This is a genomic window from Ascidiimonas meishanensis (assembly GCF_037782385.1).
GTDB classification, from domain to species: domain Bacteria; phylum Bacteroidota; class Bacteroidia; order Flavobacteriales; family Flavobacteriaceae; genus Ascidiimonas; species Ascidiimonas meishanensis.
The window spans coordinates 179,570-194,198 of record NZ_JBBEXD010000009.1; the positions used below are offsets into that span (position 1 = coordinate 179,570).

Here is a 14,629-nt window from a genome sequence, read left to right on the forward strand (position 1 = left end):
TTCTCATTTTGGCGAATCATAGTAACGGTTTTGTAACTATCATTTACAGGAAGCTAGACAGTAGCTTCTATAAGGCCAACGCGTTCTTGGGTGTTCTATTGAATATTGGTTCTTGTATGATCTTCTGGGGTAAGATTTATTTTTTCATGAAGATTACATATTCCCTGCTTCAGACGTTCCTTTTCTATATCTATCAATGGGTTTATCACAAAAATAATTTCATGAATAGGAATCTTTTAAGTTTTGTGGTGACTTTGGGATTTAATTTTTGGGGGATAAGTTTCTCAACAAATACATCTAAATAATTGCTTATATTTTAAGTAATAAACAATACCTAAATGATTTTAGGGGGTTAACTAAGAAAATTAGCAACAAAAAAAGTTTAGCAAGTTTTAGATATTTAAAAGACAGATAATAATTAATTTAAAATATAATAAGTAATGAAACCAGAAAATAATACGCAACAAGGATATAGGGATGATATTTTCAATCAGGAGAATATTGTTGGTTTTGCCTCAAAACAAACTATGTTTCAGACGCATGCTTTATATTTTGATTCTCCTGAGGGTGCGGGTGTATTAATTACATCACGACACCCACAATTCTCACCGGGTCGACAGGAACTGGATAAAGACCAACTTAACTTTTTAAGGCAAATTGAAGGTTCTAGCTATCAGGAATTCAATCAAAATTACCAAAGAGTTATAGGCGAAATGTTCGTATCAGATATTCAAGAGGTAAAAGAAGAGACAATAGTTCTTGATGCCTTTGCTAATTTACTTCAAACAGAACCTTTACAAACGCCTCCTGGTAATGCTGTTGCTGCAAATACCGGTGAAAGAACAGAATATGAGTTAGATTTTCAATCGGCATCGGGCGATGAACGGAAACGGGCTGCCAGTGCCAAGTTTGATGCTGAACTCAATACTGCTTTGAAAAGTCTTTTTACCGATTATGAAGGAGTTCAACCGTTGCCGGAAATCACAGCAAACCAGCCGGATACTTCGTTAGCCGAGGCTCAAAGTGCAGAAGTGCCACGAAAGGCTGCATCCAATCCAAAAGTTGTAAGCAGTGTACCCGATACAAGCAAACGAAGAGATTTTAGAAAAGATGAAAGCACTATGGCAGTGTTCTCAGAATCAATGCATAAATTAGATGATATTGGACGTAAAAAAGGAATTGCCAAAGTTCCTGTAAATGAAATATTTGACACTCAGGATGTGTTAGCTAAGACTCCTTCCTTATCTCATCTTACAAATCCTATGAATAAGGTAAAAGCCGAAACTCTGGATGCTGCAAAACGAGAGAGAAGCGGCGGAAGGGATAAAAAGAAAGGCAAGGATAAAAAAAGAGAATTCTTAAAGAGAAAATAAGCTGCCTTGATTTAAAGTCTTCAAGTTAAGTAAATAAACGTTTAATACTCTGGTAACACATAGATATTTAATGAAAAAACCGCCTTAAAAGGCGGTTTGAATGGTACCTGAGTACTATTTAACACTTAAAAATATACTAGTTATTGAGCATGACTGGCATTACCAACATGGTAATATGCTCACCTTCATCCAGACCATCTACAGGAGTAAGTATACCGGCACGATTAGGTAAACTCATTTCAAGAGTTATTTCGTCTGAATTTAGGTTTGACAGCATTTCAACTAAAAAACGTGAGTTAAAGCCAATTTGCATATCATCTCCAGAGTAACTACACGTAAGCCTTTCTTCTGCTTTATTGCTATAGTCAATATCTTCTGCAGATATATTTAATTCTGCACCTGCTATCTTTAAACGGATCTGGTGGGTAGTTTTATTTGAAAAAATGCTTACCCGTTTTGCAGAGCTTAAAAACTGATTACGGTGTATGCTTAATTTATTTGGATTTTCCTTAGGAATAACTGCTTCATAATTAGGATACTTCCCATCAATTAAGCGACATATTAATTCTGTATTATCAAAGGTAAATTTAGCGTTGCTTTCATTGTAATCAATGGTGACATCGGTTTCACTTCCAGCAAGAATTCCTTTTAAAAGATTCAAAGGTTTTTTGGGCATGATAAACTCCGCTACTTGAGAAGCCTTCACATCAGATCGTTGATACTTTACCAATTTATGCGCATCGGTAGAAACAAAAATCAATCCTTCTGGAGAAAATTGGAAAAAGACGCCGCTCATCACAGGTCTTAAATCGTCATTGCCAGCTGCAAAAATAGTTTTTGTAATCGCGGTGGCTAGAATATCTCCAATAATAGTAGTAGAACTAGGATCCGAAAGATTTACAGCACTTGGAAATTCTGTGCCATCTGCATAAGCCAGTGCATATTTACCGTGGTTACTACTGATTTCTATGGTGTTATTTTTCTCAGCAACAAAAGTTAAAGGTTGTTCAGGAAAAGTTTTAAGAATATCTAATAACAACTTTGCAGGAACTGCAATATTTCCCTCCGAAGTAGAATCTACTTCTAATACCGTGCTCATGGTAGTTTCAAGATCAGAAGCAGATACCACCAATTTATTCTCTGAAAGTTCAAAAAGAAAATTGTCAAGAATAGGTAAGGTATTACTATTATTAATCACTCCACCCAGTACTTGTAACTGTTTTAGGAGATAAGAACTTGATACTATAAATTTCATTGAAATGTTTATTTACTTCGTTTTACAAATATATTTGAAATGCGTATTTTATCGAAAATAACTTATTAACATTCAGACCGCATATGTTTTCTTTCGATATACGTGAAAGAGACTACCAAAAATGGCAAGAATTACTAATGGAAGTGCCACATTTACAAGTAACCAGCCCGTTTTTTGAGCGCTTACTTTTTCTTTATCTAAAAAAGGAATGATGATTTTTTTAGACCGAATGTTTATAAGTCCGGTGTCCTCCAGCAAATAATTTACGCAGTTCAAAAGGAATTCCTTATTTCCATAAAAATTATTGGTCCATTTATCATACCCTAATTCTAGAGGATTTCCTTGCCTTATTTGATTTTTTATCAAATCTCCATCTGCAATGATAATCATCTTAGAAGGCAATCCCTCTTCTTTGGTGTCTTTTAACTTAAAAGGTTTTACTCGGTTTTTAAAAACAGAAGTAAATGATCCTTCCAATAATACTGCTAACGGCTTTAATCCGTCATTATAAGTCTCTTTTGGTAGCGGATTGCTAATAATATCCAAATTAATTTCTGTAGGCGTCCCTATGGGTTTAGATAATGGGGATGATCGTAATAAGACGGTTTTATTAATTCCATTAGCTAGGGTGTCTATAGTATTAGCAAATTGAAAGCGTAATGCCTCAATATTTGTATTAATAGGATGGTTTTCTGGAGAAAAAACCATAGGATAATACACCCATGGCACCGGATTGTATTGTGTATTATTACCTTCTCCTGTAGCTAATACAATTTGTGTGAAATACATATCATTCAATAAAACCGGATTAACGCGCACTCCATATTTGAAAAAGAAGTCATTCAAATTAAGGTTTCTGGGAAAAGCAATAGTTTTACCTTGGTTAGCATAAAGACTATCCATTTCAGCGGTTACCTGATCTATTAACCAAAGGGATTTGCCGCCTTGCAAAGTATATTGGTCCATTACATATTTCTCAGAATCACTAAATGCTTCTGTGGGTTTCGCAACAATAGCTAAATCATAGCCATTTAAAAGCGCCAACGTTTTTTGGGGATTTTTAGCCACAGAATCTAAGGTGATAGGAGCTAAATGATAAGAACCACTTAATTCACCCAAAAAATTTGCTAAGTAAATATCCTCTAATTCACCATTACCCTTAATAATGGCAATTTTTTTCTTATCTGTAATTAACAACTTCTTTATGGCGCTAGCAAATGCATATTCTAATTGTTGAATAGAATTATTTACTCTAGTTTCACTATCTGCTCCTAATTTATTCTTTAGCAAAGGAATACGTACTGGTTTTGTTTCATCTATATAGGCCATTGCCCAAGGGAAAATTACTTCTTGGGTAACTTTACCGCCTTCTTCTACGGTGATATTAGCTGGAGTCAAGCCTAATTGATTCAATTCTACTACAACTTGATCTGAGTTTTGAGAATCTTTTACCGGATTGAGAAATGTATATTTAATATTGGAATTTACTGCAGATAATTCTTTGAGCAACTGCTGTGTTTCCATTTGTAACTTTTTAAATTCAGAAGGGAAATCACCTTCTAACAACACATCAATAACAATAGGTTGTGTTGCTTTAGCAAGAATACTTTTTGTAGCGTCAGATAAGGTATATCTTTTATCCTTAGTAAGATCAAATCGTTGTGAAAATGTTCCAGCAAGCACGTTTATGGCAATGAGAATAACAAAAGCTATTGCAATTTTGATGAATATATTTTTCTTTGCCTTCATACCTCTGATTTGTTTTTTAGAAAAGAAGAGGTAACGAAAATAAAAAATCCAGTGAGTGATAGGAAATAGATCAAATCTCTCGTATCAATGACCCCTCTACCCATACTTTCAAAATGTGATTTCATTCCCCATTTTTCAATAGCGAAATCTACGTTTGCTAAATCTGCCATTCCCTCAAAGCCAAAATAGAATACGAAACATATAAATACACCAAGAATAAAAGCAACTATTTGGTTATCAGTAAGAATAGAAGAGAAAACACCAATAGCGGTATAAGACATCATTAAAAAAATCAATCCTGCATAAGATCCAAAAGTGCTGCCTAAATCTATATTTCCTTCCGGATTTCCTAATTTCCAAACGGTGAAAACATAGAGTAGGGTAGGAAGAAGTGCAATCAGACTTAATACGAATACCCCTAAATATTTTCCTAAGACAATTTGTAACGTGCTTAAGGGTTTGGTTAATAGTAATTCTAATGTCCCCATTTTATTTTCTTCTGAAAAACTTTTCATAGTAATAGCAGGAATTAAAAAGATCAAAATCCAGGGTGCTAATGTAAAAAAAGCAGACAGATCTGCAAATCCATAGTCAAATATGTTGAATTCACCTTTAAAAACCCATAAAAAGAGTCCGTTTAGAATTAGAAATAAAGAGATCACCAAATATCCCACTGGTGAGGCGAAAAACGAGCGGATCTCTTTTTTTAAAATGGCATACATATTTCTATTTTTATATTAACAATGTTTGAAAAGAAGCAGTACTAGGGAAGACTTTCAATACGGTCTAGGCTCCAAGCTTCTGGTTTCCCCGCGAATAATGCTTTCGTTTTCTTCCAGACCTCTTGAAATAGTTTAGAGTTACGATAATTTTCCAAAGCCGCTTCTGATTCCCAGTAACTATATGTAAAAAATATTTCAGGAGTTGTTTTTGATTGATACAGCTCTAAAAAACTACAACCTTCAAATGCCCGAATACGCTCCTTATTTGCCTCAAAATTAGCCAAGAAAAGAGATATCTTATCTACCTTAAATTCCATTTTTACAATTCTTATGAACATTTTTATCTATTATTGTTTTTCAAAATTGATAGTTACCGGATCTCTAAAATGTAAGCCAAATAAAGTGTTTGCTCCACCAACGGTAACGGGATTACTTTTATAAATAGCTAATTCTAAGTAATCTGCGGAGTTAAAAATAGCCAGTTTTTTACCATCTTCATCCCTCATCGCTTTCTCTATAGAAAAATTGATTGCATCACTATACCTATTATAAATATTCCTAAATTTATAAGTGCGCGCTAGAATCTCAAAAGATCTTCCCTTACCTATTTCGATGAATAATTTCCGAGTAATATTAGTTACCACATTTCCGTAATTATCTATGTATAAAACGCTGCCTAAAATCTGCGTACCGTTAGTATTAATAACAGGTTTAAGATCAATAATCTGTTTTATTTTATCAATAGGTTTGCCTATTACCTCCAAAGTTCCTCCCCGTGCCAGATGGGTGGCTGTCTTTACAAAAACATCCATGACAGGGAAACTACTTTCTATATGATCGTGAATGTTAATTTCTACTATTTTTTGCGGAATAATTTCCTGTGTAAGCAAGCACATGATACCGTTATCTGAACATACAAAATAATGGCCATCAAGATATACCGCAATATGCCGGTTTTCGGGTGTGAGTTCTCCATCTATACCAATAATATGAATAGTGCCTGCGGGAAAACTTTTGTAGGCATTTTTAATAATATAAGAAGCTTCAGTAATATTAAAAGGACTAATTAAATGAGAGATATCAACAATATTGACAGAATCCAGTTCTGAATAGATGCCTCCCTTAATGGCTCCTACATAGTGATCTTTCATACCAAAATCAGTGGTTAAAGTAATGATCGCCATTGTAAAACTGTTGATATTTTTTTAAATTTAAAGAATGATTTTTGCGTATGTTTGTTTTGCAAATCTAATAAAACAAAAAGGGATAAACTAACTTAATCAATTGGCTTTTGAATGAACTAATAATTGAACTTACCGAGATTAGCCCCAGAGAATTTTTTGGGCATCAAAATATCAACATCACCCTTTTAAAAAAGTATTTTCCAAAACTAAAAATTGTAGCCCGAGGTAATAAAATTACAGCTTACGGTGAAGAAGAGCTGTTGGAAGAATTTGACCTTAGACTGGACATGCTTACTGCGCATTATGCCAAATTTAATAAGCTCGATGAAAATACTATAGAGCGTATACTTACCAGCAATAGTAAAGAAGATTATGAAACTTCTTCAGAAAGTGGTGAAGTATTGGTTCATGGCGTTAGCGGAAGACTCATTAGGGCTCAAACGGCTAACCAGCGAAAACTGGTTGAACAAATGAAACATAATGATATGGTTTTTGCGATTGGCCCCGCAGGAACAGGAAAAACATACACGGGAGTAGCCTTAGCGGTAAAAGCCTTAAAAGAAAAACAAGTTAAACGTATTATTCTCACAAGACCTGCTGTAGAAGCGGGGGAGAATCTGGGGTTCTTACCAGGAGATTTAAAAGAAAAGCTAGACCCTTACATGCAACCTTTGTATGATGCACTTCGGGATATGATACCATCCGAGAAGCTACAGAATTATATTGAGAATGGTACTATTCAAATTGCGCCAATGGCATTTATGAGAGGTCGTACCCTAGATAAAGCTTTTGTAATCTTAGACGAAGCACAAAATACTACCCATGCCCAAATGAAAATGTTTCTTACCAGAATGGGGAAACAGGCAAAATTTATGATAACCGGTGATCCCGGACAAATAGATTTACCAAGACGGGTAATCTCAGGACTCAAAGAAGCTTTGTTAGTTTTAAAAGATGTCCCGGGTATTTCTATTGTATACCTAGATGATAAAGACGTAATTCGTCACCGCTTGGTTAAAAATATTATTGAAGCCTATAAAAGTATAGAACACAGCAACGTTTAAACTCAAAAAAATGTCAGGGACAATTACCCACACTAATTTTAAATTTCCACTACTAAAAGATATTTATAGAGGCAAAGTCAGAGAAGTGTACACTCTTGAGAATGATTTGCTTATAATGATTGCTACCGATAGGCTTTCTGCTTTTGATGTAGTTATGCCTAAAGGAATTCCCTACAAAGGGCAAATACTGAATCAAATAGCTACAAAAATGATGGAGGCTACAAGAGATATTGTTCCCAACTGGCTCATCGCTGCTCCTGATCCCAATGTGGCAATTGGACATAAATGTGAACCTTATAAAATAGAAATGGTGATTAGGGGTTATATGTCTGGTCATGCAGCTCGGGAATACAAAGCGGGAAAAAGAAGTCTGTGCGGTGTGGTTATGCCAGATGGAATGAAGGAAAATGACAAATTTCCAATCCCCATAATTACCCCTGCTACTAAAGCAGCACATGGTGACCATGATGAAGATATTTCCAAAGATGAAATTCTTTCTCGGAACATTGTAGATGCAAATGAATACGAGCAATTGGAAATGTACACTAGAAAACTTTTTGAAAGAGGAACACAGATAGCAGCAAAACAAGGTTTAATTCTAGTGGATACCAAGTATGAATTTGGAAAAATGGCTAACGGAACCATCGTATTAATTGATGAAATTCACACTCCAGATTCTTCTCGATATTTTTATCAAGACGGTTATGAGGAAAGACAATCAAAAGGTGAGCAACAAAAGCAGCTCTCCAAGGAATTTGTAAGGCAATGGCTTATAGAAAATGGTTTTCAAGGCAAAGAAGGGCAGCAAGTCCCAGAAATGACAGATGAGTATATAAATTCTGTTTCTAAGAGATATATAGAATTATACGAACAAATAATGGGGGAGCCTTTTAAGAAAGCAAAAGTTGATAATATGACTACTAGAATTGAGCAAAACGTACTTAATTACTTAAATACAATTCTTAAAAATTAATACGATGAATGAGCTAGATCGGAAAAAATACTGGAGATATAATCTAAGGTATCTTACCGTTTTGCTTTCTATTTGGTTTTTGGTTTCTTTCGGATTTGGAATTATATGGGTAGATGCGTTAAATGATTTTAAAATAGGAGGATTTAAAGTAGGCTTTTGGTTCGCACAACAAGGTGCTATTTATGTTTTTGTAATACTGATTTTTGTGTATGTTTTTCTGATGAATAAACTAGACAAAAAATTCAAAGTTCAAGAATAAAAGAATCTTTATGAGTATACAAAAATGGACCTTTATCATAGTAGGTATCACCTTTCTTTTATATATTATCATTGCCATTTGGTCTAGAGCAAGATCTACTAAAGATTTTTATATTGCAGGAGGCGGAGTTTCCCCTCTGGCAAATGGACTGGCTACTGCAGCAGACTGGATGTCTGCAGCTTCATTTTTAGGAATGGCAGGGATTATCGCTTTTTCCGGTTATGATGGCTCCGTTTACTTAATGGGCTGGACCGGAGGTTATGTTTTGTTAGCGTTATTATTAGCCCCATATTTACGTAAGTTTGGAAAGTTTACAGTAGCAGATTTTATAGGAGACAGGTATTATTCTAATGTAGCAAGAACTGTGGCAGTAGTGGCAGCACTTTTTGTTTCTTTCACCTATGTTGCCGGACAAATGCGGGGAGTAGGAGTCGTTTTTTCACGCTTTTTAGATGTAGATATTGACATAGGAGTTTATGTTGGGATGGCACTCGTACTACTGTATGCTTTTTTAGGCGGTATGAAAGGAATTACTTATACACAAGTAGCGCAATATTGTATCCTAATATTTGCCTTTATGGTTCCTGCAATATTTATTTCTATAATGGCTACAGGAAATCCTATACCTCAAATAGGTTTTGGAGCTCAGGGACAAGATGGAGTCTACCTGTTGGATAAACTTGACGGTTTGATGACCGACTTAGGTTTTACTGCATATACTAATGGTACCAAATCTAAGATAGATGTATTCTTTATAACAGCGGCATTAATGATGGGAACAGCTGGACTACCCCATGTAATAATACGTTTTTTTACAGTTCCAAAAGTAAAAGATGCCCGAAAATCTGCCGGATATGCCTTATTGTTTATTGCCATTCTCTATACAACAGCTCCTGCTATTGCTGTATTTGCAAGAACTAACCTAATGAAAACCGTTGAAAACACATCCTATAAAGAAATTCCTTCTTGGTTTACTAAATGGGAAGATACAGGATTAATAGGATGGGTAGATAAAAACAACGATGGTAAGATTCAATATCTGCCGGGAGCAGCTCTTACTGGAAAACCTATTTTTGAAAACGTAAGAGGAGTTAATGGAGAACGCTTGATTACCAATCCTACAAAAGGACCCAATGAACTTTACATAGATAGAGATATTATGGTATTAGCAAATCCAGAAATTGCACAATTACCAAATTGGGTTGTTGCCTTGGTAGCAGCAGGTGGTCTTGCAGCTGCACTATCTACTGCTGCGGGACTTTTATTGGTTATTTCAACATCTGTGTCACATGATTTGATTAAGAAACAGTTTTTTCCCCGCATCTCTGATAAAAAAGAACTCTTAATAGCACGGCTATCTTCAATTGTTGCGGTAATTGTAGCAGGCTATTTTGGAATACACCCTCCTGGTTTTGTAGCATCTGTAGTTGCCCTAGCATTTGGGTTGGCAGCATCATCATTCTTTCCAGCAATTGTAATGGGAATTTTCTCCAAAAGAATGAATAAAGAAGGTGCTATTTCTGGGATGATTTCGGGTCTTGGATTCACTATCTATTACATAGCAAGATTTAAACTGGGATGGATAGGTAATCTTGAAACAAATGGACCAGATCATTGGTGGTTTGGTATTTCACCGGAAGGTTTTGGAACTTTGGGCATGATAGTAAATTTTCTTGTAGCAATTGTGATTTCTCACTTTACAGCAAGACCACCTATTGAAATACAAGAGATGATAGAAAACATTAGAATCCCTAATGATACTGGCAGTCCGGTTGAGCATCATTAAAATTTTAATTTAGAAAAATCACCCTTTTCATAATTTTCTTAAATTGTAACCTTAATTTTAAATAGTCGCTTTTATAAAAATGAGTAATTACCACATAAAAAGTTTTGAAGAGTATTTTCATGTATATCGCAGATCTGTACGGAATCCAGAACAGTTCTGGGAAGAAATTGCAGAAGAGCATTTTGTTTGGAGAAAAAAATGGAATAATGTATTGAGTTGGGATTTCAATAAGCCAGAGATAAAATGGTTTGAAGGAGCAAAACTGAACATTACAGAGAATTGTATAGATCGTCATTTACCAATAAGACATGAAAAAACAGCGATTCTTTGGGAACCTAATAATCCTAACGAAGCAGCAGTTCATATTTCGTACGCTCAATTGTATGAACGAGTATGTAAATTCTCAAATGTGCTCAAGGAAAAGGGAGTAGAAAAAGGAGATAGGGTATGTATTTATCTGCCAATGATTCCAGAATTAGCCGTAGCTGTTTTAGCCTGTGCAAGAATAGGAGCTATTCATTCTGTAGTTTTTGCGGGCTTTTCATCTCAGGCATTAGCCTCTAGAATTAATGACTCTACCTGTAAAATGGTTATTACTTCAGACGGATCTTTTAGAGGAAATAAAACCATTCCTTTAAAACCGATTGTAGATGAAGCACTTAAGAATTGTTCCTGTGTAGAAAGCGTGTTGGTTGTAAAGCGTACTGAGGAAGAAATTTACATGAAAGAAGAAAGAGATATGTGGCTTCAGCCATTGCTAGATGAGGCTTATGCTGAATATTCTGCTGAAATAATGGATGCCGAAGACCCGCTTTTCATTTTATATACTTCTGGCTCTACCGGTAAACCTAAAGGGATGGTACATAGCACAGGTGGTTATATGGTAAATACTGCTTTCACTTTTAAAAATGTATTTCAATACCGTGAAGATGATATTTATTGGTGTACAGCAGATATTGGCTGGATTACAGGGCACTCTTATATACTTTATGGCCCATTAGCTAATGGAGCTACCACAGTAATGTTTGAAGGTGTTCCTTCATTTCCTGATTATAGTAGATTTTGGGAAATAGTAGAAAAACATAAAATCACACAATTTTATACGGCTCCTACAGCTATTAGAGCACTAGCAAAAGAGTCATTGGAGTATGTAGACAAACATGATCTTTCTTCCTTAAAGGTTTTGGGTACCGTTGGTGAACCAATAAATGAGGAGGCCTGGCATTGGTATAATGATCATGTAGGCAATAAAAAGAGCCCTATTGTAGATACTTGGTGGCAAACCGAAACAGGCAGTATTATGATATCTCCCATTCCTTATGTAACGCCAACCAAACCCACTTATGCCACTTTGCCTTTACCTGGAATTCAGCTAGCTTTAATGAATGAAAAAGGAGCTGAAATAAAAGGCAATCAAGTAGAGGGTAGACTCTGTGTAAAATTTCCTTGGCCTTCTATGGCTAGAACTATATGGGGAGATCATGAACGCTATCGAAACACCTATTTCTCAGCCTTTCAAGGACATTATTTTACAGGAGACGGAGCTTTACGTGATGAAGTAGGTTACTACCGAATTACTGGAAGAGTAGATGATGTGATTATTGTATCAGGGCATAACTTAGGTACTGCTCCAATAGAAGATGCTATAAATGAGCATCCAGCCGTAGCAGAATCTGCAATTGTTGGATTTCCCCATGATGTTAAAGGAAATGCATTATATGGTTTTGTCATCTTGAAAGAAATTGGTGAAAGTAGAGATCGTGAGAACTTACGGAAAGAGATCAATCAACAAATAGCAGATCATATTGGCCCAATTGCCAAATTAGACAAAATTCAGTTTGTTCCTGGATTGCCTAAAACAAGAAGTGGTAAAATTATGCGACGAATTTTGAGGAAAATTGCTAGTAATGATACTACGAATCTTGGCGATATATCTACCTTGTTGAATCCAGAGGTAGTGCAAAAAATAATAGATGAGAAAAGTTAGTTAACTAAGGATTAATAGTTCACAAACTTTAAAAAATGTTCAAGGGTCAGTTTATGACCCTTTTTTAATTTACCTAGTATTTTTTAAAATACGATAGCCGTAATGCAAGCATCTCCAAAAGGGCTCTGGCGATTTTTTTTAAAGATGCTTAAAATCAGCAGTTTGTTCAGAAATAGTATTCTTCATTTTGAGGAGATAATTAAAAAAAGAACCCTGCACATGGCAGGGTTTCAAAAATTATTCAAAATAGCTAAATGTTTCTCCGTTTTTTATCTCGAGAAGAGTCTCATAGATTAAACGAATTACATTTTCAACATCATCACGATGAACCATTTCAACGGTAGTATGCATATATCTTAAAGGAAGAGAGATCAATGCCGATGAAACACCTCCGTTGCTGTAAGCAAAAGCGTCTGTATCTGTTCCAGTATATCTTGAAGAAGCCATTCGCTGGAAAGGAATTTTCTTAGCTTCAGCGGTTTTGATAATACGCTCTCTAAGTTTATTTTGAACGGCAGGGGCATATGATATCACAGGGCCTTTACCCATCTCAGTATGGCCTTGTTTCTTTTTATCAATCATGGGTGTAGTGGTATCATGAGTTACATCAGTAACAATTGCCACATTAGGTTTAATAGTTTGGGTAATCATTTCTGCACCTCGAAGGCCAATCTCTTCCTGCACAGAATTGGTAATATATAAACCAAAAGGAAGTTTAACTTTATTTTCAAATAAAAGTCTAGCAACTTCAGCAATCATAAATCCACCCGCACGGTTGTCAATTGCTCTACAAACAAATTTATCTTTGTTTAAAATGTGAAAAGTATCTGGGTAAGTAATTACACAACCTACATGAACCCCTAACTCTTCAACTTCCTCTTTGTTTTTAGCACCTACATCAATAAAAATATTATCTAATTTGGGAGGCTCTTCTTTGCTTGAATTTCTCGTATGGATTGCGGGCCATCCAAAAACACCTTTTACAATTCCTTGGTCTGTATGGATATCAACCCATTTTGAAGGAGCAATTTGATGATCACTACCTCCATTTCTAATAACATATATAAGACCATCATCTGTGATATAATTTACGTACCATGAAATCTCATCAGAATGCCCTTCAATGACTACCTTAAAAGCAGCTTCTGGATTAATAACACCTACTGCGGTTCCATAGGTGTCTGTAATAAAAGTATCCACGTAAGGTTTTAGATAGTCCATCCATATTTTTTGCCCTTCCCATTCATAACCTGTCGGAGCTGCATTATTAAGGTAAGTTTCTAAAAACTTAAGAGATTTTTGATTTAATATTTTATTTTCACTCATGTATTAAAAATTTAAGCAGCTAAAATAACAATATTCACAAACAATTAATAGTTACGTTTATAGGAATAAAGTATTTTTGAAATGGTTTTAGAAAGTATTAAAGAATGAAAAGGATATTCCTTTTGTTTTATCTGGCTTCAAGCCTTACTATGTATGGGCAGATACCTGAAAAGAAAATAGATTCTCTTTCAGAAAAGGAGTATATTTTGTTAGAGGGCGATTCTATTTTGCGAACTTCAATAGATTTAGAGGGCGTTTATATTTTTGGTAGATTACATTTTACAAATCGTAAAGAAAGGCTGAGGTATTTTATTTTGAGACGAAAAACGATAAAAGTATATCCTTATGCAAAACTTGCGGCAGACCGACTTACCACTCTAACTGAAAGGCTGGATCAAATAAAATCAAAAAGAAAAAGAAAGAAATATACAAAGATTATACAGCGGTATATAGAGGATGAATTCTCTGCTGAATTGAAGAAACTAACACGTACAGAAGGGCAAATACTTATCAAGTTAATTCATCGTCAAACTGGAAAGTCAGCTTTTGAACTTATCAAAGAATTGAGAAGTGGTTGGCGGGCATTTTGGTATAATACTACTGCGAAAGCATTTAACATCTCACTAAAAGAAAAGTATGCGCCAGAGAATGTACAGGAAGATTATTTAATTGAAGATATACTTCAAAGAGCTTTTGCCTCTGGCAAGCTTGAAAAACAACCTACTGTTTTAGCATTTGATTATATAAACCTTACAGATAAGTGGTCTTCAAAAAAATCTACAAAAAATTAATTGCACAGCAGCTTAAAAAGTATTAACTTTATAGTCCTTTTTTAGTTATATACGTAAGTCGTACAGACTGATTTCTAAGTTCTTAAAAAAAAGATTCATTATTTTTCAGAAAAGGTTTGGAATTAGTAATTTAATAGTTTTATATTTGCACCCGCTTTAC

Annotated in this window: 13 protein-coding genes; 7 read left to right on the plus strand and 6 right to left on the minus strand. The window is 35.0% G+C overall.

The genetic code is table 11. The annotated features are described in order from the left end of the window. Positions 1-440: 440 nt before the first annotated feature. A complete protein-coding gene (locus tag WBG07_RS15400) occupies positions 441-1,373 on the plus strand; it encodes a hypothetical protein (protein WP_340202460.1) in 933 nt (310 codons plus the stop codon). A gap of 136 nt (positions 1,374-1,509) precedes the next feature. Here WBG07_RS15400 and dnaN read toward each other — a convergent pair whose 3' ends face one another. From dnaN to WBG07_RS15425, 5 genes are all read right to left on the minus strand, one after another. Next, on the minus strand, positions 1,510-2,628 hold the full coding sequence (gene dnaN, locus WBG07_RS15405) for a DNA polymerase III subunit beta (protein WP_340202462.1): 1,119 nt from the start codon (positions 2,626-2,628) through the stop codon (positions 1,510-1,512). Positions 2,629-2,700: 72 nt separating this feature from the next. Beyond that, the gene (gene gldG, locus WBG07_RS15410; RefSeq protein WP_340202463.1) at positions 2,701-4,377 is read right to left on the minus strand and encodes a gliding motility-associated ABC transporter substrate-binding protein GldG; all 1,677 of its coding nucleotides are present in this window, start codon (positions 4,375-4,377) and stop codon (positions 2,701-2,703) included. Then, on the minus strand, positions 4,374-5,099 hold the full coding sequence (gene gldF, locus WBG07_RS15415) for a gliding motility-associated ABC transporter permease subunit GldF (RefSeq protein ID WP_340202465.1): 726 nt from the start codon (positions 5,097-5,099) through the stop codon (positions 4,374-4,376). The genes gldG and gldF overlap by 4 nt, the downstream gene beginning before the upstream one ends. A gap of 41 nt (positions 5,100-5,140) precedes the next feature. Then, positions 5,141-5,437: a putative quinol monooxygenase gene (locus tag WBG07_RS15420; protein WP_340202468.1), complete on the minus strand. Its 297-nt coding sequence runs from the start codon at positions 5,435-5,437 to the stop codon at positions 5,141-5,143. Positions 5,438-5,446: 9 nt separating this feature from the next. Then, complete coding sequence (locus WBG07_RS15425) at positions 5,447-6,283, minus strand: SAM hydrolase/SAM-dependent halogenase family protein (protein WP_340202469.1); 837 nt, start codon at positions 6,281-6,283, stop codon at positions 5,447-5,449. Between the two features lie 107 nt (positions 6,284-6,390). Here WBG07_RS15425 and WBG07_RS15430 point away from each other — a divergent pair, with 107 nt between their 5' ends. The 5 genes from WBG07_RS15430 (at position 6,391) to acs (ending at position 12,352) form a co-directional block, all read left to right on the plus strand. Then, positions 6,391-7,347, plus strand: a complete 957-nt coding sequence (locus WBG07_RS15430) for a PhoH family protein (RefSeq protein ID WP_340202471.1) — start codon at positions 6,391-6,393, stop codon at positions 7,345-7,347. 10 nt (positions 7,348-7,357) lie between these two features. Then, a complete protein-coding gene (locus WBG07_RS15435) occupies positions 7,358-8,320 on the plus strand; it encodes a phosphoribosylaminoimidazolesuccinocarboxamide synthase (RefSeq protein ID WP_340202473.1) in 963 nt (320 codons plus the stop codon). Between the two features lie 4 nt (positions 8,321-8,324). After that, on the plus strand, positions 8,325-8,579 hold the full coding sequence (locus WBG07_RS15440) for a DUF4212 domain-containing protein (protein WP_340202475.1): 255 nt from the start codon (positions 8,325-8,327) through the stop codon (positions 8,577-8,579). Between the two features lie 10 nt (positions 8,580-8,589). Next, positions 8,590-10,365, plus strand: a complete 1,776-nt coding sequence (locus tag WBG07_RS15445) for a sodium:solute symporter family protein (protein ID WP_340202477.1) — start codon at positions 8,590-8,592, stop codon at positions 10,363-10,365. A 79-nt stretch (positions 10,366-10,444) separates the two neighbouring features. Further along, positions 10,445-12,352 carry an acetate--CoA ligase gene (gene acs, locus WBG07_RS15450; RefSeq protein WP_340202478.1) on the plus strand — a complete coding sequence of 636 codons (1,908 nt, stop codon included), beginning with the start codon at positions 10,445-10,447 and terminating at the stop codon, positions 12,350-12,352. A gap of 237 nt (positions 12,353-12,589) precedes the next feature. On the opposite strand, the gene WBG07_RS15455 is transcribed toward acs, so the two are convergent. Further along, on the minus strand, positions 12,590-13,678 hold the full coding sequence (locus WBG07_RS15455; RefSeq protein WP_340202480.1) for a M42 family metallopeptidase: 1,089 nt from the start codon (positions 13,676-13,678) through the stop codon (positions 12,590-12,592). A 104-nt stretch (positions 13,679-13,782) separates the two neighbouring features. Here WBG07_RS15455 and WBG07_RS15460 point away from each other — a divergent pair, with 104 nt between their 5' ends. Continuing rightward, entirely contained in the window at positions 13,783-14,469 is a 687-nt protein-coding gene (locus WBG07_RS15460) for a DUF4294 domain-containing protein (RefSeq protein WP_340202482.1), read from the plus strand. Positions 14,470-14,629 lie beyond the last annotated feature (160 nt).

Coding starts and splice junctions, on each gene's coding strand:
- gldG (WP_340202463.1), bottom strand. CDS start 4,377: ATGAAGGCAAAGAAAAATATATTCATCAAAATTGCAATAGCTTTTGTT.
- WBG07_RS15455 (WP_340202480.1), bottom strand. CDS start 13,678: ATGAGTGAAAATAAAATATTAAATCAAAAATCTCTTAAGTTTTTAGAA.
- dnaN (WP_340202462.1), bottom strand. CDS start 2,628: ATGAAATTTATAGTATCAAGTTCTTATCTCCTAAAACAGTTACAAGTA.
- WBG07_RS15460 (WP_340202482.1), top strand. CDS start 13,783: ATGAAAAGGATATTCCTTTTGTTTTATCTGGCTTCAAGCCTTACTATG.
- WBG07_RS15425 (WP_340202469.1), bottom strand. CDS start 6,283: ATGGCGATCATTACTTTAACCACTGATTTTGGTATGAAAGATCACTAT.
- gldF (WP_340202465.1), bottom strand. CDS start 5,099: ATGTATGCCATTTTAAAAAAAGAGATCCGCTCGTTTTTCGCCTCACCA.
- WBG07_RS15445 (WP_340202477.1), top strand. CDS start 8,590: ATGAGTATACAAAAATGGACCTTTATCATAGTAGGTATCACCTTTCTT.
- WBG07_RS15420 (WP_340202468.1), bottom strand. CDS start 5,437: ATGTTCATAAGAATTGTAAAAATGGAATTTAAGGTAGATAAGATATCT.
- WBG07_RS15400 (WP_340202460.1), top strand. CDS start 441: ATGAAACCAGAAAATAATACGCAACAAGGATATAGGGATGATATTTTC.
- acs (WP_340202478.1), top strand. CDS start 10,445: ATGAGTAATTACCACATAAAAAGTTTTGAAGAGTATTTTCATGTATAT.
- WBG07_RS15435 (WP_340202473.1), top strand. CDS start 7,358: ATGTCAGGGACAATTACCCACACTAATTTTAAATTTCCACTACTAAAA.
- WBG07_RS15440 (WP_340202475.1), top strand. CDS start 8,325: ATGAATGAGCTAGATCGGAAAAAATACTGGAGATATAATCTAAGGTAT.